The sequence below is a fragment of the Acidicapsa dinghuensis genome, assembly GCF_025685685.1.
In the GTDB taxonomy this organism is placed as follows: Bacteria; Acidobacteriota; Terriglobia; order Terriglobales; family Acidobacteriaceae; genus Acidicapsa; species Acidicapsa dinghuensis.
Genome location: NZ_JAGSYH010000005.1, coordinates 98283 through 124334, shown reverse-complemented (window position 1 = coordinate 124334; position 26052 = coordinate 98283). Strand labels below are relative to the sequence as shown.

Below are 26052 nucleotides of genomic sequence, written 5' to 3'. Positions count from 1 at the left end.
AGATGTCTATGTTTCGCGAGCCTACAGCTTATCCAGATGCCGGAACCCGCCGGTCTCCGCAAACATCACCGCAAACAGCAGAAAGTTATACGAAGCATGCACCAGAGTGCTAGCCGCCAGCGACCGCGTCTTCAGCCGTACCGCACACAGGATCAGGCTGATGCAGTAGAGCAGCATCACCGGCCCCCATGCATTGCCCACCTGCGGCGCGTGCATTGCAGCAAACGGAGCGCTGACCAGCAGCGCTGCAAACACCATCGCACCCACACTCCACACTGGATTCCCAGCCGCATCCAGCGGTCTCGGCAACTCGTGCGTCATCTTCTCGTTCATCCAGTCCCAGGCCGTCGCAATCGCAGGCAGCAGAAATCCGCGAAAGATCAACTCCTCAAAGAAGGGAGCAATCAGCACGCCAAAACAAGCCAGTATCCACGCGTCGGTAGTCGTGCCGAACAGCTTGTCAATCGGCGCATGCTGCGGGAAGGGAAGCAGCCAATTGCCCACGATCGCCAGCAGATTGCAGATCACCGCCACGCCAAACAACAGATAGCGCAGCCGGGCCGCCGTTGCCCCATGCCAGTGCACACCTGAGAAGAATGACTTATGCCAGATCATCCGGAACAGCGGCACAGCGATCCCGATTCCGATGAGATAAATCACCAGCTCCAGCCCTAGCTCTACTGGCGTGCTCTTCGCCGCGGCGTCCAGGCCGTGCACACCGAACAATTTATCCAGCCAGTGAAAATAGAGCGCCGCGCCCAGTAGCGCCGAGCTCACCACTGCCCCGGCAATCAGCAGAATGAGAAAGAGCGTCGCGTCCAGCACATTGGGCGCGCGTGTCTGCACCACAGGCAGCGGCTCGGGCGGGGCGCTCACCAGTAAAGGCCCATCGAATCCATTGCCATTGGAATAAAACACCGGAGGCCCGGACTGAGGCTGGGGTGCAACCGATTCCGGCATCTCGGAATACAGAACAACCGGCTCCGACATCTCCGGTACAGGCGTCACTTCCGCGGATGGCCGCTCCGGCAATGCTGAGTCTGTTTCCGCCTCATGCTTCGCTGCGTCCGGCTCCGCACCCTGGTGCACGAGTCGACCCTCGGCTCTCTGGTCCGCTCCCTCGGCGGTCTCACCTTCCAACCTGGGATCTTCGCTCATGCCTCGTTTGTCCTCGCCCTTCGCGCCGTCTTGGCCTTAGCCGTTTTACTGCCGCTCGTCTTCTTCGCCGCCTTCGTACCCCTGGCTTTCGTACCCTTGTTGGACGCGGGTTTTTCTTCCGCGTTTCCGCCGGAGTTGCTTTCCACGGCAGCAACCTCCAGTATCTCCGGCATCGGATCGGCCGGCGCGCCATGCTCCGCAAAATACTTCGCCAGAAACTCCCCGGTATGCGACCCAGCCACCGCGGCCACCTGCTTCGGACGCCCTTCCGCTATCACGCGTCCGCCGTCCTCGCCACCCTCCGGCCCCATGTCGATCAGCCAATCTGCATTACGAATTACGTCGAGATTATGTTCGATTATCACAACCGAATTGCCAAGATCCGTCAACCGGTGCAGCACTTCGAGCAGTTTCCGCACATCATCAAAGTGCAACCCCGTCGTCGGCTCATCCAGCAGATACAGCGTCCGGCCCGTCTGCCGCTTTGACAGTTCGCGCGCCAGCTTCATCCGCTGCGCCTCGCCGCCAGACAGAGTCGTAGCGCTCTGTCCGAGATGAACATAGCCCAGCCCCACATCCACCAGCGTCTGCAACTTCTGCTTCAACTGCGGCACATCTTCGAGCACCGTCAGCGCATCCTCTATCGTCAGGTCCAGCACATCTGCAATCGAGTAGCCTTTGAACTTGACCGCCAGCGTCTCCTGGTTATATCGCTTGCCGTTGCAAACCTCGCATTGCACGTAGACATCGGGCAGGAAATTCATCTCAATCCGCCGCTGCCCATCGCCCTCGCAAGCCTCGCAGCGCCCGCCCGCAACGTTAAAGCTGAACCGCCCGGCCTTGTATCCCCGTTCCCTGGACTCAGGCATCATCGCAAACAGGTCCCGCAGCGGAGAAAACAACTGCGTATACGTCGCCGGATTCGACCTTGGCGTTCTTCCAATCGGCGACTGATCAATGCGAATCACCTTGTCGATCTGCTCCGCACCAGTGAGCGTATCGTGATTGCCCGGCTCCTCACGCGACCCATACAACTCATTCGCCAGCGAGCGGTACAGAATGTCATTCACCAGCGTGCTCTTGCCGCTGCCGCTCACACCCGTCACCACCGTCATCACGCCCAGCGGAAACTTCACCGTGACATCGCGCAGATTGTGTTCGCGCGCGCCGGCAATCGTGATCCACTTGCCCGTCAGCGAACGCGGCCTCGCCCGGTGCATGATGCTCATCTCGCCTGAGAGGTACTTGCCCGTCAGTGAATCCGGAGCCGCCATGATCTCCGCAGGCGTTCCCTGCGCCACCACGCCACCGCCCAGCCGTCCCGCTCCCGGCCCAAGATCCAGTACATAATCCGCCGAACGAATCGTGTCTTCGTCGTGCTCGACCACCAGCACTGTATTGCCCAGGTTGCGCAGCCGCGTCAGTGCATCAATCAGCCGCATGTTGTCGCGCTGATGCAGCCCGATCGATGGCTCGTCCAGCACGTAGAGCACCCCACGCAGCCGCGAGCCAATCTGCGTCGCCAGCCTTATCCGCTGCCCCTCGCCACCAGATAGCGTCGCCGCATTCCGGTCCAGCGACAGATAGCTCAATCCCACCTCAGCCAGAAACTCCAGCCGCTCGACCACTTCCTTGCGAATCCGCTCCGCAATCAGCGCCTCGCGCTCCGTAAACGTGAGTCCCCGCGCCGCATCCAGCGACTTATTCAACGACAGCGCCGTAAAGTCACTGATCGACAACCCGCCAACCTTCACCGCCAGCGATTCGGGCCTCAGCCGCTTACCACGGCACACCGGGCACACCGACGCAGACATGAACTGCATCATGTATTCGCGATAGCCCTCGCTCTTGGCCTCTTCGATGCCATCGCGCAGATACGCCAGAATCCCGTGAAATCCCGTCCGAGGTCCCTCGCCCTTCGGCGGCCCATAGACCAGTATGTGCTGATGCTTGTTCGGCAACTGCTCAAACGGCAGCTTCAGATCGATGCCATACCGTTGCGCCGCTACGTGAATCAGCTTCAGAAGATACTGCGACGCCGATCCCGGCCCCAGTCCCCCATCCAGCAGTGGCTTCGACCAGTCCGTAATTACCTTCGCGGGGTCGAAATCGTACAACGACCCCAGCCCATGACACTCCGGACAGGCCCCATACGCCGAGTTGAAGCTAAAACTCCTCGGTTCCAGCTTCGGCACATCCAGTCCGCAATCAGGGCACGCCATCGACGAAGAAAAAAGCTGCTCATCCTTCTCCGCCGCAGCCGAAGTCGACGAAGAGACCAGCACCAGCCCATTCGCCATCTGCAGTGCTTTGGCCACCGCAGTTTCAAGCCGTTTCTCCACACCGGCCTTCAGAATGATTCGGTCCACCACCGCCTCAATCGTATGGTTCTTCCGCCGGTCCAATGCAATGTCTTCCGTCAGTTCACGTAACTCGCCATCAATCCGCGCGCGAAATCCCTGCTGCTCCAGTTGATCCAGCAACTCGCGAAACTCGCCCTTGCGCCCCCGCACCACCGGCGCCATGATCACCACGCGCTGCCCGTCACCGAGTTGCAGAATGCGCTGCACAATCTGCTCCGCCGTCTGACGCGAAATCGCCTTGCCGCAGTTCGGGCAGTGCGGCGTTCCGACAGACGCATACAGCAACCGCAGATAGTCATAGATCTCGGTGATGGTTCCCACCGTCGATCGCGGTGAACGGCTCGTCGTCTTCTGCTCAATCGAGATCGCCGGGCTCAGTCCCTCGATGGAGTCCACATCTGGCCGTTCAATCTGATCCAGAAACTGTCGCGCGTACGCCGACAGCGTCTCAACATACCGCCGCTGTCCCTCGGCATAGATGGTGTCAAAGGCCAGCGAACTCTTGCCCGAGCCCGAAAGGCCAGTCACAACCGTCAGCGTATTCCGTGGAATGCGCACGCTGATATCGCGCAGGTTATGCTGCCGCGCCCCGCGCACCGAAATGTGGGAAATCGTCATGTTTTGAGCGGATCAGAAAGGGTGGGCGGGTAATATTCCAGGAGCGATACGGCGTCTCAACCAACCGGAATCGCTCTCTTACAATGGAACTGACCCTCTAGAGGTATTCTATTTGCCAACACCCACAGGGTCAACGAAACCGATTCTGGTGAGACAATCCTTGTCGAGGACAGCAAATCCCCCAAGTAGTCTGTCCTGTTGCCGTTAGCCGCTCAAAGTGCATCCAAGTTCTTCGAGCAGTTAAGGCAATGCAGTACGCTGTTGGAGTTGTATGCAGGATTTCTTCAATCTCGTGATGTTGATCTGCGCCGCGCTGGCTTCCATGGGTTTCGGCGTATGGGCAGCCTATGCCATCGTTCGCGCCGGTTTCGCACTCATGCACTGGCACAGTCGGCAGAGCAACCCCACCCCCGTCAGCACAGTAAAGCCCACCACCGAAGCCGCCCGCGTCTCGTAATTCGTGCTTCTGGCTCTGTGCGAAGTGTGGTAGGCCTGGGCTTCAGCCCAGGCATTAAGCCCATAAAAATTAGGCCGGGTCTTTAGACCCTGAGGCCCGCTTTTTTGTGATTCATCGAACGGTCTTTTCCATGGTTTCGTTCTTCGTTGAATCCTCAGCCCATCCAATTTTGGCACTAAGATAACTATTGGGAGGGGATAAGCACGTGCCTGCATGGCGTCTACTGGGCGAATTACCTCAAGCATCGATCCGCGAAGAGATGCGGGCTCAATTCATTGGTGAATGGAACCCATGGGCCACGCATTGGTTTCCACTGAGTGAACTCCCGATTGTGATGTCCGATCCGCGAAATCCAGCTCTTCGCTGCCATGTCAAAACATATGAAACCAGTATTTCTATGGGACGAAGACGGTTCGCCGCAGTTTTGCTCGATGGCATCTGGCGAATCTATGTCCCCGCCGTGACAGGTGAATCTGGAGCTTTTGAAGCTTCTAAACCCCTTTTTGAGGGATTTTGGAGAACAGCAGATACCACAAGCCAAGGAAGGGTCGGTAATCCTGATTGGCCGGTTCCGGATTCTGGATGGACAGGCAGGGAAGTCTTTCTTGCGTCGCTCGATCACGTTGAGCAGACAGCGAAAAGGATTGCCTACCGAGGGTATTCCAGTTGCCGTATTTGCGGTTGCAGAAATGGAGACATGGAATATCAATTTATGGAATGGGTCTGGCCTTCTGGCTTTCGGCACTACGTTGATGAACATCACGTGCGGCCTTCTGTGGAGTTTCAGAACTTCATATCGCAATGGGCTAGGTAATGTCGGTCATACTCTCTTATAAGGGCTTCTGTTCGGCTTCCAGCCGCGGCGCAAACCGCGCCCCCGCAAACAACAATACCGCCGAAACCACCATCGTCACCAGGGTCAACCCCAACCCCGTCCTCAGCCCGCCATTCTTAGTCGCCCACCCCGAAATAGCCCCAATAATCTGCGGCGAAAACGTATCCCCCAGCATGTGAATCAGAAACAGATTCACCGCAATCGCCGTCGACCGCACCTCTGCCCCCACCGAGTTCACAATCGCCGCATTCAGCGGCCCGGTATTCAGAAACAGAAAAAACTCCGCCCCCGCCAGCGCCGCCACCGACCACTTCGCGGGACCGAAAAACACCAGCGCCGCCAGCGGCAACGTCAAAATCATGCTCCAAGCCGACACCAGGTAAAGCGCCCGATGATCGCGCTTCAACCACATCTGTGCCACCCATCCACCAATGGCGGTGCCCAGCAGGCCATCGGCCACCGTAATCGCCCCAAGAACCGTCCCCGCCTTACCCACTCCCATCCCCGCAAACCGGTGCAGAAACGTCGGCATCCACGTCGAAATCCCACCCATCGCAAACACCAGCATCGCCATGCCCAGCGTCGCGCATAGAAACCCAGCGTTCCTGAACAGCCCCGCAGAGTTTCGCCACATCTCCTCACGCGAAGGCTTCACCTCACTCGCATGTCCTTCTGCCCCACCCCGCACCGGCTCCTTCGCCCAGATCCAGTAAGCCGCCGCCACCAGCAGCCCCGGAATCGCCCCCACAAAAAACGGCGTCCGCCAGCCATACCGCTCGCCCAACTGCCCGCCAATCAGATATCCCAGCGCCGCCCCCACCGGAATCGCCAGATAAAAAATCGACAGAACCCGATTCCGGTCCCGTGCCGGAAAATAATCAGAAATCACCGCCGGCGCAAAAATCGTAAACGTCGCCTCACCCACCCCCACCAGCGCATGCCGAAAATACAGCGTCCAGTAGTCGTGCACAAAGTAGGTAAACAGAGTCGCCAGGCTCCACAGCACAGCTCCCACGACAATCAACGGTTTCCGCCGGAACCGGTCTCCCAGCCAGCCCGTCAGCGGGGCCGTGCACATGTAGGTGATAAAGAGCGCCGTCGTCAGCGCCCCCATCGCCTGGTCTGAAACCTTGAACTCCGCCTGGATCAGCGGCTGCGTCCCCGGCAAAATATACCGGTCGATAAAATTCAGCAGATTCAGCGCCAGCAACAGACAAAGCGCCGTCAGCGCAGCGCTGCTCGCTTTGTCCGGCGCAACCTCTTCGTGCCTGTTTATGTCCGCGGGAGTCGCCACCTACGCAGCTTATCCGACCTCCCTCCACCGCGCCACACCAGCCAGCCTTATTCCACTGCTCCAGCCTCCCGCAGCAGCGCAATGCACCGGTTCTCCGTCTGCCCCGGATGCTCACCAGGAAACCGCATCGCATACCCCAGCGCCGTACACTCCATCACTTCACCCGGAGCTTCATAATGCCCCGGCACTTTCACGCGAAGATTTACATCCGCACCCCGCTCCACAAGCAACCGCGCCACCGGCAGCCCATGATTCCAGAACTGCGTCACCGCATGAAACAACGGCGTCTGGCCGCCCACGCCGTTCTCGTCCACATCTGCGCGCACATTCACATCCGCTCCTCGATCCAGCAATAGCCGTGCCGCCTCGACATTTCCATACTCCGCCGCCACATGCAGCAGCGTCGCTCCACGCATCGTGAGCGTCCTCCCGCCAGTCGCGCCAAAATCCAGATCATCAAACCGCCATCGCACCAAGTCCGGTTCCAGATCAATCATCCCCGACAGCTCGTCCAGACGATTCCGCAGCAGCGCCATCAACGCCGGATTGTCATGCCGAGTCTCCGCACCCGCCGCCAGCAGCACATCGATGCATTCCGCCAGCTCCTCACTCCGCGAATACGTCCCGATCACATAATCCAGCGCGTTTGTCGGATATTTCCTTCCCGGTCTCGCACAGTTCGGATTAGCCCCATGCTCCAGTAGCCATCGAATCGCTACCGGCTGCACCGACTCGCAGGGCGCAAAGATGATCGGAAAATATCCATCCCACTCCGCATTCACATCCGCGCCATGCTCCACCAGCAGCTCCATCATCGGCACGCGATCGCCTCGAAGCGCCGCCCTCATCAGCGGACCGTCCCCGCCCTGGTGCACATCCGATCCGTTCTCAAGCATCCATCGGGCCATCTCCAGCCGCACCGGGGTGGGCGGCTCCCACGGCACCCGGCACTCTGCCACCCAAGTCAGCGGCCCGCTCTTTCCATACCCCAGCGGAGCCCGATGCAGTGCGGGATTCCGCCGCATCATCGCCTTCACGCGCTCAAGATCGTTCGTATCAATCGCCTGCTTTAGCTCACCCACCTCGGTCAGAGATTCCACATGAGCCTTCAGCTTCGGCCAGCTAGCAAATCCGTACCGTCGCGCCACAAGAAACAGCGCCTCAGCCCGCGCCGCAACCGCGCCGGTTCGCAGCAGATCCCGCGCCTCATCTTTCAAATGGCGCAGATCGGGCTTATCAGGAAGAGAAACAGTAGGTCGTTCAGAGAAGGGAAGAGAAGTGTCCTGCGGATCGTCAGCCATAGCGGCCTCCTTTCGTTGCAACCGCCCGGCGTCCGCACATCGGGCTGAAAGAAGACTCGCGAAATTGTAAATCCTGCTCGGGTGGGCTTCTACCCTTTCCGCGGACGGATGCGCCCCTGAAACGCTACCAGCATCCTAGCACAAACATGGTTTTTCACCGCGAATTTGCAGCAGCGGTGCAAGGCCGTAACGTCTCTGAGTGCGCTCCAGCAAGCCCACCGGCATTCATGTCAAAAACCAGCTTTACATTGTCCGTCCGCATTCCCACCGGACCGTTCAGATCCGCACCTTCAGGACCAACCGCGCCCGTCCAGACCTCGGTCTGATCTACAAACACGCGCAGCTCATCGCCTTTCATCGCCGCAGAAAAGGTGTGGCTGTCGCCGTTCCTCAATCGCGGCACAGCAGTACTCCTGATCGGCTTGATGTTGGTGTAGCCGCTGTTGCTACACTGCGAGCTCTTCGTCATTCCCATGTTCCGCTTCACTGAAACTACCAGCTTCGATTCCGGCTCAACCCGCCACATGGCATAGATCACATTGCATGGATCCTGATAGCGCAGATCCAACCCAAACTGCAATCGCAGCGCGCCCGATCCCAATTGCGAAATTTCGCCCGTCGGCCCCATATAGGTGAAATGAGTCTCGATCGACTGCGGCTTGGTCAAATTCACAAAAGCCCGCATCTTCTCTGACTGCGTTTGCAGCCGTCCATCTCCCATGGCCGTCACCGACCCCTCTGTTACGCAGATATCCTTGCGCTCCACGCGAACAGTTTTGTCACTCAGTTGCGCCTGCCCCAGCAACATCATCAACGGCAATGCATATCCAGCAAAGGAAAAGCTCCACATACCCGTCACCTCGCGCGGAAAACTGCGGAATTACTGCCTGTCCCGTGTCCCCGATGCTGGATCATTTGCCGTCAGAAAGCTCAAAATCTCCTGCATCACCCGCTCACCCTGATCTGTCTGAAAAAGAAACTGCGCGTGCGCCGAACCCTCCAGCACAATCAACCGCTTCGGCTCCGGAGCCTTGCCAAACTGCTTCTGAATCCCCGGCAGGCGCAGCTCCTTATCGCCATCGGCATCCTGCCGCGCCACAATCCACAGAGTCGCCGAGTGCAGCTTCTCCGCTGGTTCTTCCGGCGCGGCACCCAGCATCACCACGCGCTCTATTTCGCCCGGCTGCGAGGCAATAGACGCGTCGCCCACCGCCCATCCACCTAGGCTCCCGCCCACTGCTGAGATGTGCTTTGCCCCGCTCGCCCGTAGGTAGCGCACCGCCGCCAGCACATCCAGCTTGAGCGGAGCACTCATAACATCGGTATCGCCCGGCCCATGCGATTTCCCATATCCGCGAAAATCGATCGCCAGCACGCGAAATCCCGCCGCCTTAAGCCGTTTCGCCTGCGCAGCCCAGCTTTCCTTGTTAAATTGTCCGCCATGCGCCAGCACCACGGCCCGCTCACCATTTCCGTACAGATCGGCGTATACCACGCCGCCATCCGAGGTCGGAAACGAAACCGTAGTCTGCGCCCCGGCAAAACCGGCGCCTGCCAGCATTACGAAAAGAACACACAGTCGTAGCACGCAGCCACTCTACCACTGCTTCCACAAACTAAATCGAAGCTTTAGGAGCAGCCGCGCACTTCATAAGAAAAATCAGCTCTGCGGCCTCGGCCACCGCGCTTCAACCGTTGTCGAAATCCCACCGCGCGGCCGGAAGATTCCCTTCACCACCGCCCACACCGGGTCGCACGCCTTCACCATGTCCTCCAGCACTTGGTTCACCACGTTCTCCTGAAAAATTCCCAGGTTCCGGTAGCAAAACAGATACTCCTTCAATGACTTAAGCTCGGCGCAGCGTTCGCGCGGCATATACCGGATCGTCAGCACCCCAAAGTCCGGCAGTCCTGTCTTCGGACACACCGAGGTAAACTCCGGGTCGTCAATTTCAATCTCATATCCCGGAAACTGGTTCGGCCAGGTTTCAATTGCAGGAAAATTAAAATCGAGCCCTGCCCGGGCATGCTCATCCGTATAGCGTTTTTCAACTGTCATGATTCGATTGTATGTGTCCTTCGATTTCCAGGAAATCTTCACAACTCCAGCTCATGACTACTGCAGTGTCTAAAATGCAACCCTCGCGCAATCTCCTGCACCCAAACCCATGGGAATGAGTCCTATATACTGACCTTCGGCTGATTTACTTTGAACCGAGCCCTAAACGCAACGTCTCTCGAACCGTACAGGATCGTCGTTTTACATGGCAGAGACAACCAGTAGACAGATAACGGGCCGGGTTTGGCTCTGGATCGGCGCGGCAGTTTTGCTCGTCGTCATCTTCTTTGTTGCACGTAACATGACACGTGACCGCACGCCTGTTCACGCAGCTACCGCTTCCCGGACCGAGCTTTATAGCACCGTGCCAACCAACGGCATCGTTGAGCCAGTCGAGAATTACGAGTACCACGCTCCAGCCGCGACGTCCGTTCGTGTCATCTATGCCCAGCAAGGGCAGGCCGTTAAGGCGGGTACAGTTCTCATGCAGCTTGACGATGTCTCCGCCCGAGCTCGCGTCGCCACCGCGGAGAGCGCTCTCGCCGCCGCCCAGGCTACGCTTGACGCTACGCGCAATGGTGGCAGTTTTCAGGAACAGCAATCGCTTGACTCCAGCATCTCTCGCGCACGGCTGGATCTTGCGGATGCGCAGCGTCAACTCGCCGCCCTGCAGAAACTCCAGGCATCCGGTGCAGCCTCGGCTAGCGAAGTAGCTGCCGCGCAGCAGCGGGTCGCCCTCAATCAGGACAACCTCAATTCCTTCCAGACCCGCCAGCAGGCGCGCTACGCTCCCGTTGAGCTTCAGCGAGCGCAGTCAGCAGTTTCCGATGCCCAGGCCAACCTCACCGCCGCCCGCGCCATCCTCAACCAGATGTCCTACAGTGCGCCCATCGACGGGACCGTATACTCCATTCCAGTTGGGCGCTCCGATTACGTTGAAGAAGGCAAACTGCTCCTGCAGATGACCAACCTAAGCCATCTCCGCGTCCGCGCCTACTTCGACGAGCCGGAAATCGGCGGCCTCAAGATCGGGCAGAAGATCGCTATCGTATGGGACGCTCGCCCTGGCCGCGAGTGGCACGGTCACATCACCCAGGTCCCGTCAACCATCATCACCTACAACACGCGAAATGTTGGTGAGGTTCTCGTTGCTATCGATGATCCAGATGGCGGCCTGCTTCCAGATACCCACGTTACCGTCACCGCAACCACCTCCAGCGCGCCCAATAGCCTCACTGTTCCGCGCGAGGCTCTGCACAGCGAAAATGGCAAGCCGTACGTCTACCGCATCGTGAACGATAGCCTCGTGCGCACTTCGGTTGTAACCGGCACGCTTAATCTCACCGATGTCGCAATTACCTCCGGTCTCAAAGACGGAGACGTCGTCGCGACCGGCAGCCTCAATGGCCTCCCACTCGAAGATGGCCTGCCCATAAAGGTTGTGCGGTGAGGGACATTGTATCCATTGCGTCGTGCGTTCGCTGCGTACGTTTGTCAATTCTTATCCTGCTTGCTTTACTGATTCGGCCTCTTCGTGCGGCAGATCTGGTCACGGCCGAAGCGGATCTCCAGGCTGGCAAAGCGGACGACGCCATCTCGCTCCTCAGTGCAGCCCTCCGCGCCAACCCGAGCGATCCGGAAGCCAACAACCTTCTTTGCCGCGTCGATTTCACCCTGAAGCAATTCGACCAGGCCTCCTCATACTGTGAAAAAGCTGTCCAGCTTCGTTCCGAGGACAGCAACTACCACCTCTGGTTTGGCCGTGCTCTCGGCGAACGCGCTGACCGCGCCTCCTTCATGAACGCCTTTTCGTTAGCCAAACGTACTCGCGCCGAACTCGAAACCGCCGTCCATCTCGATCCACATAATGGCGACGCTCTATCTGACCTGGGCGAGTTCTATAAAGAGGCTCCCGGAGTCGTTGGCGGTGGTATCGACAGGGCTGAAGATATTGCTAGACAACTCGACTCCGTTGAGCCTCCGCGTGCCCACATTCTCCGCGCCGAGATTGCAGAGAAACAGAAAGACCTCGCCACCGCCGAGCGCGAATACAAGGCCGCTGCCTCCGGTGCACATCCCGCCTTCGGCTGGATGCAGCTCGGTAGCTTCTATCGTCGCCAGCAGCGCTGGGAGGATATGCTAGATGCCGTCAAAAGCGGCCAGTCCGCAGCTGCTCATGACCGTCATGCCGGCGAAGCCCTCGTAAACGGAGGCTCTGTCCTGTCACGTGCCAAACGTAATCTAGATCTTGCGATTCAGCTCTACGAGACCTATCTCTCGTCGTCCATCAAGGTCGAGCAGGCCCCGGCATTCGATATCCTGATTCGTCTCGCCAAACTTCGCCAGCAGACCGGCGATGCAGCCGGAGCGCAACGCGACAGGTCCGCTGCTCTGGCCCTCGCACACGACTATAAATCCGCTCAGGAACTGAAGCCTTGAACGCAAGACAGCAGAGGACAACCCGCTCCACGTCAAGCCTGCCCTCAACACACAAGGCTACGCTCCCTTGCGTCTGTTTTGCTTTGTTTCTCGTCTCCGCCGCATGGCCCGCTTCGGCCCAGGTATCGCTAGGTACAGTTATCGCCCTCGCCCAGCGCAACAGCACCTCGGTCCGCATCGCTCAAGCCGATCTCGATAAGGCTAACGCTGTTCTCCGTGAAACCAAAGACGTCTACATTCCTAACTTCGTCATTGGCTCCAACGTAGGTCCGCCCTCCATCGGCTTCACCTTTGGATCGCCCTCCATCGCGAGCGCCACCATGCAATCGTTAGTGTTCAGCTATTCGCAGGGTCAGTACATCAAGGCGGCTCGTGTCGGCATTGAGGCCGCAACCCTCGGCCTCAAGGACGCAAAAGAGCAGGTGGCTCTCGACGCCTCGACGTATTTCATCGAGCTAGACACTGTGAATCGCGAGATCGAAGCCGCCCATCAGCAGGCCGAGTTCTCCCAACATCTCATTGAAATTGAGCAGCAGCGGACCGACGCCGGCGTTGATCCCTACAGTGACCTGCTTCAGGCGCGTCTCACAGCTGCTCAGCTCAAACTGATTTTGCTGCGTTTGGAAACCCGCTCGGAGACAGACCGTGCGCAGCTGGCAGCCCTTACCGGCCTGCCTAAAGACACTATCGTTCCTGACCACGCCAGTATCCCAGCCATACCCGCCATCAAGGCAGACGAAGCTCAGCCAGTCAACTACGGCGTTCTGTCCTCGCAGTCAGAAGCCCACTCCAAGGCCCTCCAGGCCGAAGGCGACGAGATGGCCACGCGCATCCGTCCTCTCATTGGTTTCGGAGCCCAGTACAACCGCGACGCGACCTCGCTCAATAACTACAACACCTACTTCGGCAAAGAAGGTCAGAAGTTCAAGGCTGACAACTTCAGCGCGGGATTTTCCATCCAGATACCTATTTGGGATTTCTCCAAGCGTTCCAAATCGCGCGAAACAGCCGCAGAATCTCTCCGTGCCAAAGTAGAAGCCGAACAGGCTCAACGTCAGAATGACGTCCAGATCGCTACGCTCGACGCAAACATCCGCGAATTGGATGCCATGGCCGAAATCGCTTCGCTCAAGCAGCAAATCTCTGCTGAACAGCTCAAGGCCGTCCAATCGCAGCTCCAATACGGCAACGGCGCAGGCTCCGAGCCCGGGGCAACACCCCAGCTTTCACCAAAGGCCGAGCAGCTCGCCCGCATCGACCAGAGCCAGAAGACCATCGACTCCCTCGACACCGGTTTCGACCTCGCCAAAGCCCGGCTCGGCTTGCTTCGCGCCCTCGGCCACATCTCTGAATGGCTCGATGAGTTGCAGATTCGTGAACCTGCAGCCCCTGCGAAGTAATCAAAAGACAAACACGATTCCGCCCTCAAAATTCGCCAAACTGGTAGAATAATCAGGATGTCTATGCCCTTGAAGACGCTGTTTCTCAATCCCCCTTCGTTCGAGAATTTCGACGGCGGCGCAAGTTCGCGCTGGCCTGCAACCCGCGAAATCGAGTCCTACTGGTACCCCGTGTGGCTCGCCTATCCGGCTGGCATGCTTGAGGGTTCGCGACTGCTCGACGCCCCGCCGCATCACGTAAGCGCCGAGGAAACCATCGAGATTTGTAAGAGTTACGAGTTTCTCGTTCTCTTCACCTCGACCGTGGGTTGGGAAGGGGATCAGCGCCTCGCCGAGGCCATCAAGGCCGCAAACCCCTCCATCAAGGTCGCTTTTGTCGGACCGCCGGTGACCACTTCGCCCGACAAAGCCCTCAACGAGTGCAGCGCCCTCGACTTCATCTGCCGCCGCGAGTTCGACTACTCCGTCGTCGAGTTCGCCCAGGGCAAGCCTCTGAACGAAATCCTCGGCATCAGCTACAAGGTCGACGGCAAGGTCGTGCATAATCCCGACCGTCCGCAGGTCGAAGACCTCGACGCCATGCCCTGGGCTACCAAGATCTACAAGCGCGACATGGATGTGACCCGGTACAACGTACCGTTCCTTCTGCACCCCTATATCGCGCTTTACTCCACTCGCGGATGCCCCGCGCAATGCACCTTCTGCCTCTGGCCGCAAACCCTTTCTGGCCACGCATGGCGTAAGCGCTCCACCGATGACGTAGCCGCTGAGCTCGCCTGGGCCAAGCAGAACTTCCCCGAGGTCAAGGAATTCTTCTTCGACGACGATACCTTCAACATCCAGAAGGCCCGCACCGTCGAGCTCTGCGCCAAGCTCAAGCCCCTCGGCCTTACCTGGTCCTGCACCTCGCGTGTCACCACTGACCGTGAGACTCTCAAGGCCATGAAGGAAGCAGGTTGCCGCTTGCTCATCGTCGGTTTTGAGTCCGGCGATCCGCAGATCCTCAAGAACATCAAGAAGGGCGCCACCGTCGAGCGCGCCCGCCAGTTCGCCAAGGACTGCAACGATCTCGGCCTCGTCATTCACGGCGACTTCATCCTCGGCCTGCCCGGCGAAACCAAAGAGTCCATCCAGAACACCATCAATTTCGCCAAGTCGCTGGACGTTGAAACCATCCAGGTTTCCATCGCCCACGCCTATCCCGGCACCGAGTTCTTCGATTATGCCGAGAAGAACGGCTTCATCACCAACCATGACGCCATGAGCGACGCAGGCGGCCACCAGATGGCCCACATCGAGTATCCCGGCTTGCCCAAGGAATACGTCCTCGAGATGGTCCACAAGTTCTACGACGCCTACTATTTCCGTCCCAAGGCGGCCTTCCGCGTCATCTGGAAAGCCGTCGTCAACCGCGATGTGCCGCGTCTCTACGTAGAAGCCAAAGCCTTCCTCAAGCTGCGCGCCCAGCGCAACAAGATGGTCAAGGACGCCAAGAAGCTGCAGGGCAAATCTCCCGACCCCGTCAGCGCAGGCGCGTAGGACCCTTCAGAACTGAACCTCCGGGCCTGGGTATCGCATCAGAAACCCAGGCCCGGTAATTTTTGGCCTGCTAGTACGTCCCATACATGACAATTTTCGGCGCTTCGCCTGCGGCCCTGTTCCTACTCGTTGCACGCAGCCATCCGCCAGGAGTTTTTCGCTGAAACACGCCCTCAAACCGAGCCAGTACTTCATCCTGTTCCTCGTCGCCATCTGCGCGCCTCTCGGTGATACCTGTCTCTCGCGCGGCATGAAGCCGCTGCCTCCCATCACCCTATCCCACCCGCTCGACCTCATCTCCGCAGTCTTCACCCCATGGATCGCCGCAGGCATAGCGCTCCTCATCGGCTTTTTCGCCAGTTACCTCACCGCGCTTTCGTGGGCCGACCTCACCTTTGTCCTTCCGGCCACCGCCTTCGGCAATGTCATTGTCGCCCTGCTTTCGCGCTTTTGGCTGCATGAATCAATCTCCCCAACCAGGTGGGCCGGCATAGCCCTCATCACCATCGGCGTGGGATTCGTCGCCCAGGGGCCATCCCGTACAGAAACGGCGATTGAAAAGTCTCTTAATTCTCACGCACATCCAACTGAAGCCAGCGAGGTTCACACCCGATGATCCTCGCGCAGATTGCAAGTCAGGCAGAACAGACGTCCCCCAGCGCGCTTATGGCTACAGCCATGATCGCTGCCGTAGTCCTTTCGTCCACCACGGGCGAAGTTCTCACTGCTGCTGCCATGAAATCAATTGGCGATCTCGACGATATTCGCGCCCACTCCGGTCTTAAAGGGGCCATCCGCGCCGTTGTGACGTGTCCGCTCTTTTTCGCAGGGGTCACTTTTCTTGCCCTGGCCTTTTTTGCGCTTCTTTTTGCGCTCAATCACCTGAACCTGAGTCTCGTCGCCCCGGCCTCCGCATCACTCACCCTAGTCACCAATGCCATCGCGGGCAAAATATTCCTCAAAGAAAACGTAGACCGCCGCCGCTGGACAGCCGCTGCTCTTGTTTGCATCGGCGTATATCTCCTCGCCCACTGATTTCCGGAGTTCAGAGAGTCGGTCTCAAAATCAATATCTTCTGATCTCATGAGGACTATTTCTTCATGGATCTCATGCATGGGCTGCTTCAACTTTGGAGAAACATTTGCGTTCAATGGCAGGAAGACGCAAGGCGAGAGTAACAGCGCGGAGGGCCATGAAGGCGAGCATTGCGGCCCAGAGGCCGTGATTGCCGAAGCGGGCTGAGAGGAAGATGGCGAGCAAGAGGTAGCCGAGGAAAGAGAGCAGCATGCTGTCGCGCAGCTCGGGGGTGCGGGTGGCGCCGATGAAGACGCCGTCGAGGAGGAAGCTCCAGACGGCGATGAGCGGCAGGGCGATGAGCCAGGGCAGGTATTGCGCTGCGAGGATGCGGATGGGTTCCTGATTGGTGAAGAGGGCGATGACCTGATGGCCGAGGGCCAGGTAGGCAAGCGAGATGAATGCGGCGACGGTGAAAGCGGAGACGGAGCAGGCTTTGAGGACGGAGCGGTAGTCGGTGAGGCGCTGTGCTCCGATGGCCTGGCCGACGAGTGCTTCGGCGGCGTTGGCGAATCCGTCGAGGCCGTAACCTGCGATCCAGAGGAAGTTGATGAGGACAGAGTTGGCGGCGAGGATGGCGTCTCCGCTGCGTGCCCCGGTGCGTGTGAACCAGACGTAGGCTCCGACGAGCGAGAGGGTACGGAGAAGGATGTCGCGATTGAGCGCGAAGAGGTGACGCAGGCTGGGGCCGTGGATGAGCTGGGTCCAGCGCAGGTGGGAGGGATGCGCTCCTAAGGCGAGCATGAGGGCGATGCCGATCAGGAAACCGGACCACTCGGCGGTCATGGTGGCGGTGGCGATGCCAGCTACTCCCCAATGCAGGTGGAGGACGAGTGCGAGGGCAACGGCGACATTGACGACGTTGATGGTGGCCTGGAGGATGAGGGCGGTGCGGGCGTGCTGGCGACCTAGAAGGTATCCGAGGATGGTGTAGTTGGCGAGTGCTGCCGGGGCGGACCAGATGCGGATAGTGCAGTAGATGAGGGCGTTGTGGCGGACTTCGGAGCTGGCTCCGAGGAGGGTGAGCGCGAAGGAAATGAGTGGGCGCTGGAGGATGAGGATGATGGCTCCGATGAGGAGCGCGGTGAGCAGGGCGCGGCCGAAGTGATGGATCTGGGCGTCTTCGTCTTGTGCGCCGTGGGACTGGGCGACGAGGCCGGTGGTGGCCATGCGGAGGAAGCCGAAGGTCCAGTAGATGGAATTGAAGAAGATGCCGCCGATGGCGACTCCGCCGAGGGCTGCGGGACCGGGGAGATGGCCGGAGAGCACGGTGTCCACTGTGGAGAGCAGTGGTTGGGTGAGGTTGGAGAGGATGAGGGGGATGGCGAGGAGGAAGACTCGCCGGTACCAGTAGGGCATTGGAAAGATTGTAAATATCGATAACCTCGTAATTAAGAGGAGAGATATTTACTGTAAGCGAGTGATTGTACCGTTGAGGTAGCGAGGGATTTAATGAATGATTCAAACTCTGCGAGGGCAGTAAATTGACGGATTAGAGTAGGCGGTGCATTGTCTGATCCTTCCTGTATCACCACACGACCGCCGGTAGATAGGTAGCGTTTGGCCACGTTCAAAATGACATTTAGATAGACATTAGCTTCCATGCTTTGAATATCCATCGCGTTGATCGTCAGTTTGCTCATACACTCTTCCCTGTAAAGATTGAAATCCGAATTCACAGTTTTGGACAACCCAGCCCCCAGCGGCAATTTTATTGAGTCTTCGCGACAAATATTCTCGTAGCGGCATTGTTTGCGCGGATCAACTTGTAGTGGTCGTGAGTCCCCGGTTTGATTTCGACAATCCATTCGCAGAGGGGGTCCGCTTTTGACTCAGTGAATCTCACCGAAATCACTTCGTCATCGTTGGCGAGTGTATTCTTCTTCACAGCAAACCATTGCGCTTGAATGCTAGGTATGTCCAGGAGTTTCGTGGGGCATAGCTGGCCTTCACAAGATTGATGGCATCGCTCGTTGGCGAACCATCATTACGTTCGAAAAAGATGCTGCTTGGGTCTAAGCTGGCTTGAGTTTCATCGTCTTTCGAACTGAGCTCGAACAGATTGGTTGCGGCTGCATTCAGTGGGCGAAGATCAATGAAGTCTGCGGTGGTACGGTCGTAGGACACAAGCCACTTGCATTTCACATTCCCCGACGGGCTCTCAAAGTCGACTTCAAAACAGGTTGTTTCCGCGGGATTGTTGCAGTCCATTAGGTTCCGGCTGCTCGACCACTCACCTGACGCCATTTCCGACGGCAGTCTCTCGAGTGCGTAATAGCTGGGAGTCGCCGTTGTCTGGACTCTTGCTTGCGCGTCTAGCCGCTTGATCTCATACGTTTCAGATTTCCAACCGGGCTCCGAGTCGTCAAAATGTGCAATGCTGAGCGCTAAAACTCCAATTACTAGACAAATAAAGATCGCAGCTTGTGCACTGCGAATTCGCGCTGTCTGCATACGCTCGACCTTAGTTGATCTTTAGGCGACCCGCAAGCATTGCATTCTGGATAAGTGATTTCTTCGGATCTAAGCATGAGGTCGCTCCTGGAACGCCCATTGTGCGAAAAAGCTGTATTCGTTCAGTCGTGTTCGGAGGGTTGGCCTTCTTTGGATTCGTTGCTGCTGTTACTGGGGACCATGGTGTAGTCGTATGCGACTTTGTTCATGAAGACGTCTGAGCGGAGGACGTTGGGGTCGAGGCCGGGGGATGGGGGGAGTTGGGTGATTTCGCGGTCGGTTTCGGGGTCGCGGGGCAGGGAGCGGGTGTATTCGCTGCGGAATTTGTGGCCGCAGGCGGAGTAGAGGGTGACGATGATGGTCCAGTTCTTGTCGTCTTTGAGCAGGCGCTCGTGGATCTCTACTTTTTTGTCCTGCATTTTGCTGAAGATGCGGCCGAAGGAGTCGAGGCCGAGCTCGACGCCGTCGAGGGTTTCTACGACGTGTCTGCCGTTGACAGAGATGTTGATGGCTTCGGCTGGGGATGGAGTTGAGGTCAGTACGAAGGCTTCCTGTTTCCAGGTGGAGGTGCCGTCTTTGGCGTGTTCGGCGGGGTCGCCGTAGGCTTTGGTGAACTGATCGAGCGGTGCGCCGGGGATGGTGAGGGGTTCGATGAGCTCGCCGGGGCTGGTGATGAAGTCTTCCTGGCAGCCATCGACGTGGAGGGATTTGGTGTTGCTGTGAGGGGCGGTGAGGGAGCGGGCGGTATAGGTAGCCTTGGGCCGGTAGAGCCAGTAAACGTAAGCGCCTGCTCCGGCGAGCAGTAAGAGGGCGGCGGCGATCCAGGCGCGGTAGTCGAGCATGACAGGGGTCAGAGATCAGGTTTCAGGGATCGATATTCTCTTTGAGTTTAGAGACGTTGAGCCATCGCGAAAGGGGTAACGAATTTCAGGACCACGGATGGACTGTTACGCCGCCGTGGATGCGGGATTGTAGGGTGTCTTCGAAAAACATGTAGGGGTGGGCTGGGTCGAGGGCGCTGACTTTGTTGAGCCTGTCGCGTAGCTCTTGCGGCAGATCGAAATCGAGTGAGGCGAGGTTGTCTTCGAGCTGCGTTAGGCTGGTGGCGCCGATGAGCGTGGAGGTGATGCCGGGCTGGGTTGCGGCCCAGTGGAGGGCGACTTGTGCCATGGAGCGATTTAGTTGTTTCGCAATGGATTCGAGTGCGTCGATGATGCGCCAGTTGCGCTCGGTGAACTTTTCGAAGACTGGATTGGTTGTGCCTTTCAGGACTTCGAGACGGCCTTTGCCGCCTTCGGTGGTTTGATCGCGGCGATACTTGCCGGCGAGGAAGCCGCTGGCGAGAGGGCTCCAAGGGCAGACGGCTGCGCCGAGATGCTGGGCGGCTGGGATGTGCTCGCGCTCGATGGTGCGCTCGACGAGGGAGTATTCAAGCTGCAGGGCGATGGGTTTGGAGAGGCTATGGCACTCGGCGAGTGTGGCGGCGCGGGCGTAGTACCAGGCGGGAACATCGGAGAAGGCGTAGTGGCGGATCTTGCCTGCGCGCACGAGGGTGTCGAGGGTTTGGATGACCTCTTCTACTGGAGTTACTTTGTCCCAGGCGTGGAGCCAGTAGAGGTCGACGTAATCCATGCCGAGGCGTTTGAGGGAACCGTCGAGGGCGCGGTAGATGTTCTTGCGGCCGTTGCCACCGGCGTTGGGATTGCCCTGGGTGAGATTGAAAGTGAATTTAGTAGCGATTACGAGCTTGTCGCGCAGGCCGGTTTCGGCGACGAAGCGGCCGAGGATCTCTTCGCTTTTGCCTTCGGCGTATCCATCGGCAGTGTCGATGAAGTTGCCGCCGGACTCGATGTAGCGGTCGAAGATGGCGCGTGAGACTGCATCATCGGAGCCCCAGCGGTTATTGCCGTAGGTCATGGTGCCCAGGCAGAGCGGGCTTACACGCAGGCCGGAGCGGCCGAGGGTAATGTATTCGTTCATGCGCAGGGTCATTGAGGTTCCTCAATGGAAGAGTATTTGATTATGCGGCTGAGAAAAGCCGGGATAATGTCCCGGCCTTATCTTTGGATAACTTGTGAAGGTTTATTGGTGAGCTGGCTGGCCTGCTGGTAGTTCGCTGGGCGGAATGACGGGCAGATCACTGGGTGTTGGTTCTTCGAGGGCTTTGGGAGCGCGTTCGAGGGCGAGCTTGAGTACCTCGTCCATCTGATCCACGAAGTGGAGCTTCATGTTGTTCTTGATGGTGTCGGGAAGGTCGGGGATATCGCGCTCGTTGTCCCGCGGCAGGATGGCTTCGAAGACTCCGGCGCGCTGGGCGGCTAGGAGTTTCTCTTTCAGGCCGCCGATGGCAAGGACTTTGCCGCGCAGGGTGATTTCGCCGGTCATGGCGATGTCGCGGCGGACAGGGATCTTTGCCAGTGCCGAGGCGAGCGCGGTGGCGATGGTAATGCCTGCGGAGGGACCGTCCTTGGGGATGGCGCCTTCGGGAACGTGCAGGTGGAGATCGACGTTGCGGTAGAAGTCGCGCTGCAGGCCGAGGGCTGAGGCGCGGCCACGAATGTAGCTGAGGGCGGCTTGCGCCGACTCCTGCATGACGTCGCCGAGTTGGCCGGTGATGGTGAGCTTGCCTTTGCCGTCGAGCACCTGCACTTCGGTGGTGAGGATGCTGCCGCCTACTTCGGTCCAGGCAAGGCCGGTGACGAGGCCGACTTCGGGGCTGTCGTGGACTTCAGAGCTGCGGAAGCGGGCGACGCCGAGGAAGTCGGAGATGTTGTCTCCGGTGATTTCTTCGTGATGCTTTGCGCCATTCTTGACGACACGGCGTGCGACTTTGCGGCAGACGTTGCCGATTTCGCGCTCGAGGTTGCGGACGCCTGCTTCGCGGGTATAGCTGCGAATGATGGCCATGATGGCGTCGTCCTGGAAGGTTACGTTCTGCTCGGTGAGGCCGGTGCCTTCGCGCTGCTTTTTGAGCAGGTAGTTCTTGGCGATTTCGAGCTTTTCGATCTCGGTGTAGCCCTGCAGGCGCAGGATTTCCATACGGTCCTGAAGCGGGGCCGGAATGGTGTGCAGGACGTTGGCGGTGGCGACGAAGAGGACTTCGGAGAGATCGTAGTCTACGTCGAGGTAGTGGTCCTGGAAGGTTGTGTTCTGCTCGGGGTCGAGGACTTCGAGCAGGGCAGAGGCGGGGTCGCCGCGGAAGTCGGAGGCCATTTTGTCGACTTCGTCGAGAAGGAAGACGGGGTTCTTGGTGCCGGCGCGCTTCATCGACTGGATGATCTGGCCGGGCAGTGCTCCGATATAGGTGCGGCGGTGGCCGCGGATTTCGGCTTCATCGCGCACGCCGCCGAGAGAGAGGCGAACGAACTTGCGGCCGGTGGCCTTGGCGATGGACATGCCGAGCGAAGTCTTGCCGACGCCTGGAGGTCCGACGAAGCAGAGGATGGAGCCTTTGGGGTTCTTGACGAGCTGGCGGACGGCGAGGAATTCGAGGATACGCTCCTTGATCTTTTCGAGGCCGTAGTGGTCTTCGTTGAGGACTTTTTCGGCGTACTCGATGTTGCGCGTTTCCTTGGACTTTTTCTTCCACGGCACGGCGAGGAGCCAGTCGAGATAGTTGCGGCTCACGGTGGACTCGGCGGACATGGGAGGCATGGCTTCGAGCTTGGCGAGCTCCTGCGTGGCCTTTTCCATGACTTCCTTGGGCATGCCGCTGATTTCGATCTTTTTGCGCAGCTCGTCGAACTCGCTCTTTTCGCCTCGGCCCAGCTCTTTCTGGATGGCCTTGATCTTTTCGTTGAGGTAGTACTCTTTCTGGGCGCGCTCCATCTGACGCTTGACACGCGACTGGATGTTGCGGTCGAGGTCGAGCTTTTCGATTTCAACATCAAGGACATCGGCGATGCGGGTGAGGCGCGCGGCTGGATCGAAGATGCCGAGGAGCTCCTGTTTTTCTTCGATGCCGAGCTGGAGATTGGCCGAGATGACGTCAGAGAATTTTGCTGGCTCGTCCATGCGCACGCTGGCGATCATGGTTTCGTAGTTGAGCGACTGCTGGAGCTTGACGTAGTTCTCGAATAGGGTCGTGACGCGCTGCATCAGGGCTTCGACGGCGGGCGTCATCTCGAAGTTGGATTTGCCCTTACGCACCGTGGCGACGAAGAAACCATCGGCATCGGTAACGTCGGTGGCTTTGGCGCGCTCGACGCCCTCGACGAGGACCTTTATATTGCCGTCCGGCATTTTCACGGACTGGACGATATTGCAGATGGTGCCGACCTGGTAGATCTCTTTTGCCTTGGGCTCATCGACGCTGGCGTCATGCTGCGTGGCCAGGAAGATTTTGCGGTCGCCGTTGAGAGCTTCTTCGAGGGAGCGGACGCTGGATTCGCGTCCGACAACGAACGGCGTAACCATGTAAGGGAAGATGACCATGTCGCGGATGGGCATCATGGGGAGTTTTTTCGATTCGTTCTTGTCTCGCGGGGATGAAGTCATTTGGGTTCCTTAACTTAAAGAGATGCGCCAAACTGCATCCCGTCGCAACCGGCCATGGGCCGCTGCTTAGGTAGATTGTAATACTGCGACAAATTCGAGGTGGTGGCAAATAGAAGCAATACGAGAGTGCACTCTGCGAATGCTCAAGTGCCGAGGTGATGAAAAGGAGAACGCCCGCAGACCGGATGCTCTGCGGGCGTTGATTTTCCATGTTGCCTTTTCTGGGCAGCGTTTTTGGATTACCTAAGTTTGTTGGGTGAGCCGAGGCCGGTGCACTGATCCCAGCCGATCGAGGCATACGAGCTGGCGTAAACGTTGCATGCGCCGTAAGTGATATCCGTAAACCCGCCATCCAGGAAGAGCAGGCTGTTGCCGTAGAGCTTGGTCAGTTCGGTTGGGGTTGAAGTGGCAAAGTTGCCGGTGGAGTTGAGAATGCCGGCCAGCAGCGGTGCGGCGACGCTCGTGCCACCGGCTGTGAACCAACCGGTTCCGCCGACAGGGTAGGTATTCCACACCCATACGCCGGTGTCGGGGTTTGCAACGGCGGAGACGTCAGGGACGCCGCGGAATCCCTGAAGCTGGTTGGCGATGAAGGGATTTTGAGTCTGGTATTTGGGAATCGGCTCATAGGCGCTGATGCCGCCGCCGGCCTGGGACCAACCGATTTGAGCGATGAGATTGCCAGTCTCCAGGCTGCGGGAGTCGGTGGTGCCGCCGGCGCAGAGAACGTTGGGCGACGCGCAGGGATAGCTGACGCCCGGGGCATCTCCCGAGGCAGCTACGTAGACGACGCCTGGGGTTGCGAAGAAGAGAGAATCCAGCTGGACTTCCTGGGCATGTTCTGGGCTGCCCCAGCTCATCGAGACTTGGCCCTGGCCCTTGCTGCCGGCTGGACACGTGGTGGTCATTCCGCAGGCCACCAGGTTGCTGGCGACCAGGACGGCTGGGAAGAGACCGGCACCAGAGGCGGAAGCTGCTTCCACCAGGTAGATGGTTGCGTTGGGCGCCATGGCGTGAGAGTACTCAATGTCGATGGACTCCTCAAACTCCCAGCCACCGGTGGGGTCCTCGGCCGGCTGAGTGCCGTTAGCGTATACCACGTGGAATTTTGAGGGGTCGAAGGGAAGGCCAAACTGCTGAGAGAAGTAGGCGAGATCGGCGGCAGCTTCAGGGTAATCGTAGGCGTCGACGATAGCGATGGACTGGCTTCCGCCGGTGGCGTCCTGAGTGGTCACGTTGGGGTTGCAGCCTTTGGTGTAAGGAGCCAGGCCATAAATACATGCCAGCGAAGCCGGCGTGTCAAAGCCATAACCGCTGAAGGGAGGGAGCTCGTCTGGCGTATAACCGGCCCTATAGCGCACATTGGTGTGCATGCGCACGCCTGCGTCTTCTGGGTTGGCCACGCTAGAAGCAGGGATGACGAGGGGGTGCTGCTTCGGAGGCTTGATTGGCCCCTGGCTCGAAGCCGGTAGCGCGATGGCAAGCAGGCACGCGACCGAGACAGCCTTTGATGCAACTTTGACCGCCGACAGGACTCTTTGCGGCACGAGAGAGATCCATGGATACTTCAGAGAAGAAACGATGGGTAACATTGGCCGACCTTTCGTGGTTTTATCCGGGAATCGTATGGGGGAACTCAGGGCGAACTTCTGTGAAGCGCGGAACAGTGACACGGAGGAAAGCTGAATGGTCTCGACCACGGGGAAAGTCAACTATTCCTACGGATGGAGGAAGCAAGGGCCCGAAGAGCGGTTTAGATTCCGATATACGGTTATCTAGGGGAAATGGATGCAGACACGCTATTGAGGCAGGCCGGGAAAGTCAAGCGATCGTTGGTAACAGAGGGATGTGACGGCAATAAAAAAGCCTGCCGGAGAAGCAGGCTTTTTCATTTGTTGCCGAGATTCACTGCAAGCGAGTTCGGTTTATGCGGATTTTCAGCGTCCCGTCTCTCGAAGATAGATCTCGGTGTAATCCAGGTAGTTCTTCGCATACATGCGGATCAGTTCCTGGTCTTTATCGTCGAGTTGGCGTCGCATCTTGGCGGGTACTCCGGCCCAGAGCGTTCGCGGAGGAATGATTGTTCCTTCAGGTACTACTGCGCCGGCGGCAATGATGGAGCCTTCGCCGACGCGGGCTCCGTTAAGAACGGTTGCATTCATTCCTATGAGCACCATGTCTTCGAGAACGCAGCCGTGAACGACTGCATTGTGTCCGATGGTGACCCAGTCACCTACTGTTACTGAGAACTGATAACGCTGGCCGTGAAGAACGGCGCAATCCTGCACATTCGAGTTCGAGCCGACGCGGATCGAGTGTACGTCACCACGCAGCACCGCGTTCATCCACACGCTGGAGTGCTCGCCCAGGACGACGTCTCCAATGACCTGTGCTGAAAGATCTACATAACTTGTATCCGGCACAACAGGCCGCTTGCCTTGGTAACTGCGAATCATTTGCTCCTCCGCTCCAAATCACAAGTTTATCGGAGCCGTTTGCCAAGGATGAATTTGTGGCGCGGTCGTTCCGCTTCACTTGGCTCGGGGACTGCTGACAATGGCTCC

Annotated in this window: 23 protein-coding genes; 8 read left to right on the top strand and 15 right to left on the bottom strand. The window is 58.5% G+C overall.

The window, feature by feature from the left end; genetic code table 11:
• Positions 1-21: 21 nt before the first annotated feature.
• Positions 22-1158 carry a CPBP family intramembrane glutamic endopeptidase gene (locus OHL22_RS15415; RefSeq protein WP_263339165.1) on the bottom strand — a complete coding sequence of 379 codons (1137 nt, stop codon included), beginning with the start codon at positions 1156-1158 and terminating at the stop codon, positions 22-24.
• Positions 1155-4139: an excinuclease ABC subunit UvrA gene (gene uvrA, locus OHL22_RS15410; RefSeq protein WP_263339162.1), complete on the bottom strand. Its 2985-nt coding sequence runs from the start codon at positions 4137-4139 to the stop codon at positions 1155-1157. Before uvrA ends, OHL22_RS15415 begins: the two co-directional genes overlap by 4 nt.
• 271 nt (positions 4140-4410) lie before the next feature.
• On the opposite strand from uvrA, the gene OHL22_RS15405 reads away from it, so the two are divergent.
• Positions 4411-4596: a hypothetical protein gene (locus tag OHL22_RS15405; protein ID WP_263339159.1), complete on the top strand. Its 186-nt coding sequence runs from the start codon at positions 4411-4413 to the stop codon at positions 4594-4596.
• A 205-nt stretch (positions 4597-4801) separates the two neighbouring features.
• Positions 4802-5410, top strand: coding sequence for a hypothetical protein (locus tag OHL22_RS15400; protein ID WP_263339157.1), 609 nt, complete (start codon positions 4802-4804; stop codon positions 5408-5410).
• Between the two features lie 16 nt (positions 5411-5426).
• Here OHL22_RS15400 and OHL22_RS15395 read toward each other — a convergent pair whose 3' ends face one another.
• From OHL22_RS15395 to queF, 5 genes are all read right to left on the bottom strand, one after another.
• Positions 5427-6725, bottom strand: a complete 1299-nt coding sequence (locus OHL22_RS15395; RefSeq protein WP_263339154.1) for a spinster family MFS transporter — start codon at positions 6723-6725, stop codon at positions 5427-5429.
• 47 nt (positions 6726-6772) lie between these two features.
• Positions 6773-8026, bottom strand: a complete 1254-nt coding sequence (locus OHL22_RS15390; RefSeq protein ID WP_263339152.1) for an ankyrin repeat domain-containing protein — start codon at positions 8024-8026, stop codon at positions 6773-6775.
• 154 nt (positions 8027-8180) lie between these two features.
• A complete protein-coding gene (locus OHL22_RS15385; protein WP_263339150.1) occupies positions 8181-8876 on the bottom strand; it encodes a hypothetical protein in 696 nt (231 codons plus the stop codon).
• Positions 8877-8906: 30 nt separating this feature from the next.
• Complete coding sequence (locus OHL22_RS15380) at positions 8907-9614, bottom strand: alpha/beta hydrolase (RefSeq protein WP_263339148.1); 708 nt, start codon at positions 9612-9614, stop codon at positions 8907-8909.
• A 72-nt stretch (positions 9615-9686) separates the two neighbouring features.
• Positions 9687-10085, bottom strand: coding sequence for a preQ(1) synthase (gene queF, locus OHL22_RS15375; protein ID WP_263339146.1), 399 nt, complete (start codon positions 10083-10085; stop codon positions 9687-9689).
• A 205-nt stretch (positions 10086-10290) separates the two neighbouring features.
• On the opposite strand from queF, the gene OHL22_RS15370 reads away from it, so the two are divergent.
• The 6 genes from OHL22_RS15370 (at position 10291) to OHL22_RS15345 (ending at position 16498) form a co-directional block, all read left to right on the top strand.
• Positions 10291-11535 carry an efflux RND transporter periplasmic adaptor subunit gene (locus tag OHL22_RS15370; RefSeq protein ID WP_263339144.1) on the top strand — a complete coding sequence of 415 codons (1245 nt, stop codon included), beginning with the start codon at positions 10291-10293 and terminating at the stop codon, positions 11533-11535.
• Between the two features lie 41 nt (positions 11536-11576).
• Entirely contained in the window at positions 11577-12524 is a 948-nt protein-coding gene (locus tag OHL22_RS15365) for a tetratricopeptide repeat protein (RefSeq protein WP_263339141.1), read from the top strand.
• Positions 12521-13924 (top strand): TolC family protein, encoded by a 1404-nt coding sequence (locus OHL22_RS15360; RefSeq protein WP_263339139.1) that lies wholly within the window; start codon positions 12521-12523, stop codon positions 13922-13924. The genes OHL22_RS15365 and OHL22_RS15360 overlap by 4 nt, the downstream gene beginning before the upstream one ends.
• A gap of 63 nt (positions 13925-13987) precedes the next feature.
• Positions 13988-15463, top strand: coding sequence for a hopanoid biosynthesis associated radical SAM protein HpnJ (hpnJ, locus tag OHL22_RS15355; RefSeq protein ID WP_263339135.1), 1476 nt, complete (start codon positions 13988-13990; stop codon positions 15461-15463).
• A 250-nt stretch (positions 15464-15713) separates the two neighbouring features.
• Positions 15714-16079 carry an EamA family transporter gene (locus tag OHL22_RS15350; protein WP_317890902.1) on the top strand — a complete coding sequence of 122 codons (366 nt, stop codon included), beginning with the start codon at positions 15714-15716 and terminating at the stop codon, positions 16077-16079.
• Positions 16076-16498: an EamA family transporter gene (locus OHL22_RS15345; protein ID WP_263339133.1), complete on the top strand. Its 423-nt coding sequence runs from the start codon at positions 16076-16078 to the stop codon at positions 16496-16498. The genes OHL22_RS15350 and OHL22_RS15345 overlap by 4 nt, the downstream gene beginning before the upstream one ends.
• Positions 16499-16570: 72 nt before the next feature.
• Here the strand turns inward: OHL22_RS15345 and OHL22_RS15340 are convergent, their stop codons facing one another.
• The 8 genes from OHL22_RS15340 to OHL22_RS15305 all read right to left on the bottom strand — a co-directional run bounded on the left by OHL22_RS15340 (position 16571) and on the right by OHL22_RS15305 (position 25944).
• Entirely contained in the window at positions 16571-17896 is a 1326-nt protein-coding gene (locus OHL22_RS15340) for an MATE family efflux transporter (protein ID WP_263339131.1), read from the bottom strand.
• 32 nt (positions 17897-17928) lie between these two features.
• A complete protein-coding gene (locus OHL22_RS15335) occupies positions 17929-18180 on the bottom strand; it encodes a hypothetical protein (protein ID WP_263339128.1) in 252 nt (83 codons plus the stop codon).
• A 241-nt stretch (positions 18181-18421) separates the two neighbouring features.
• Positions 18422-18991, bottom strand: coding sequence for a hypothetical protein (locus tag OHL22_RS15330; protein ID WP_263339126.1), 570 nt, complete (start codon positions 18989-18991; stop codon positions 18422-18424).
• A 122-nt stretch (positions 18992-19113) separates the two neighbouring features.
• The gene (locus OHL22_RS15325) at positions 19114-19833 is read right to left on the bottom strand and encodes a hypothetical protein (protein WP_263339124.1); all 720 of its coding nucleotides are present in this window, start codon (positions 19831-19833) and stop codon (positions 19114-19116) included.
• An 85-nt stretch (positions 19834-19918) separates the two neighbouring features.
• On the bottom strand, positions 19919-20983 hold the full coding sequence (locus OHL22_RS15320) for an aldo/keto reductase (protein ID WP_263339122.1): 1065 nt from the start codon (positions 20981-20983) through the stop codon (positions 19919-19921).
• Between the two features lie 90 nt (positions 20984-21073).
• Positions 21074-23488 (bottom strand): endopeptidase La, encoded by a 2415-nt coding sequence (gene lon, locus OHL22_RS15315; RefSeq protein ID WP_263339118.1) that lies wholly within the window; start codon positions 23486-23488, stop codon positions 21074-21076.
• A 239-nt stretch (positions 23489-23727) separates the two neighbouring features.
• Positions 23728-25080: a S53 family peptidase gene (locus tag OHL22_RS15310; RefSeq protein ID WP_263339114.1), complete on the bottom strand. Its 1353-nt coding sequence runs from the start codon at positions 25078-25080 to the stop codon at positions 23728-23730.
• A 345-nt stretch (positions 25081-25425) separates the two neighbouring features.
• Positions 25426-25944, bottom strand: coding sequence for a gamma carbonic anhydrase family protein (locus OHL22_RS15305; RefSeq protein WP_263339112.1), 519 nt, complete (start codon positions 25942-25944; stop codon positions 25426-25428).
• Between the last annotated feature and the right edge of the window lie 108 nt (positions 25945-26052).

What these genes read in the sequence shown, in the direction of transcription:
- OHL22_RS15415 (WP_263339165.1), bottom strand. Translation starts at nt 1,158, where the DNA reads ATGAGCGAAGATCCCAGGTTGGAAGGTGAGACCGCCGAGGGAGCGGAC.
- uvrA (WP_263339162.1), bottom strand. Translation starts at nt 4,139, where the DNA reads ATGACGATTTCCCACATTTCGGTGCGCGGGGCGCGGCAGCATAACCTG.
- OHL22_RS15405 (WP_263339159.1), top strand. Translation starts at nt 4,411, where the DNA reads ATGCAGGATTTCTTCAATCTCGTGATGTTGATCTGCGCCGCGCTGGCT.
- OHL22_RS15390 (WP_263339152.1), bottom strand. Translation starts at nt 8,026, where the DNA reads ATGGCTGACGATCCGCAGGACACTTCTCTTCCCTTCTCTGAACGACCT.
- OHL22_RS15385 (WP_263339150.1), bottom strand. Translation starts at nt 8,876, where the DNA reads ATGTGGAGCTTTTCCTTTGCTGGATATGCATTGCCGTTGATGATGTTG.
- queF (WP_263339146.1), bottom strand. Translation starts at nt 10,085, where the DNA reads ATGACAGTTGAAAAACGCTATACGGATGAGCATGCCCGGGCAGGGCTC.
- OHL22_RS15370 (WP_263339144.1), top strand. Translation starts at nt 10,291, where the DNA reads ATGGCAGAGACAACCAGTAGACAGATAACGGGCCGGGTTTGGCTCTGG.
- hpnJ (WP_263339135.1), top strand. Translation starts at nt 13,988, where the DNA reads ATGCCCTTGAAGACGCTGTTTCTCAATCCCCCTTCGTTCGAGAATTTC.
- OHL22_RS15350 (WP_317890902.1), top strand. Translation starts at nt 15,714, where the DNA reads ATGAAGCCGCTGCCTCCCATCACCCTATCCCACCCGCTCGACCTCATC.
- OHL22_RS15345 (WP_263339133.1), top strand. Translation starts at nt 16,076, where the DNA reads ATGATCCTCGCGCAGATTGCAAGTCAGGCAGAACAGACGTCCCCCAGC.
- OHL22_RS15340 (WP_263339131.1), bottom strand. Translation starts at nt 17,896, where the DNA reads ATGCCCTACTGGTACCGGCGAGTCTTCCTCCTCGCCATCCCCCTCATC.
- OHL22_RS15335 (WP_263339128.1), bottom strand. Translation starts at nt 18,180, where the DNA reads ATGAGCAAACTGACGATCAACGCGATGGATATTCAAAGCATGGAAGCT.
- OHL22_RS15330 (WP_263339126.1), bottom strand. Translation starts at nt 18,991, where the DNA reads ATGCAGACAGCGCGAATTCGCAGTGCACAAGCTGCGATCTTTATTTGT.
- OHL22_RS15325 (WP_263339124.1), bottom strand. Translation starts at nt 19,833, where the DNA reads ATGCTCGACTACCGCGCCTGGATCGCCGCCGCCCTCTTACTGCTCGCC.
- OHL22_RS15320 (WP_263339122.1), bottom strand. Translation starts at nt 20,983, where the DNA reads ATGACCCTGCGCATGAACGAATACATTACCCTCGGCCGCTCCGGCCTG.
- lon (WP_263339118.1), bottom strand. Translation starts at nt 23,488, where the DNA reads ATGACTTCATCCCCGCGAGACAAGAACGAATCGAAAAAACTCCCCATG.
- OHL22_RS15310 (WP_263339114.1), bottom strand. Translation starts at nt 25,080, where the DNA reads ATGTTACCCATCGTTTCTTCTCTGAAGTATCCATGGATCTCTCTCGTG.
- OHL22_RS15305 (WP_263339112.1), bottom strand. Translation starts at nt 25,944, where the DNA reads ATGATTCGCAGTTACCAAGGCAAGCGGCCTGTTGTGCCGGATACAAGT.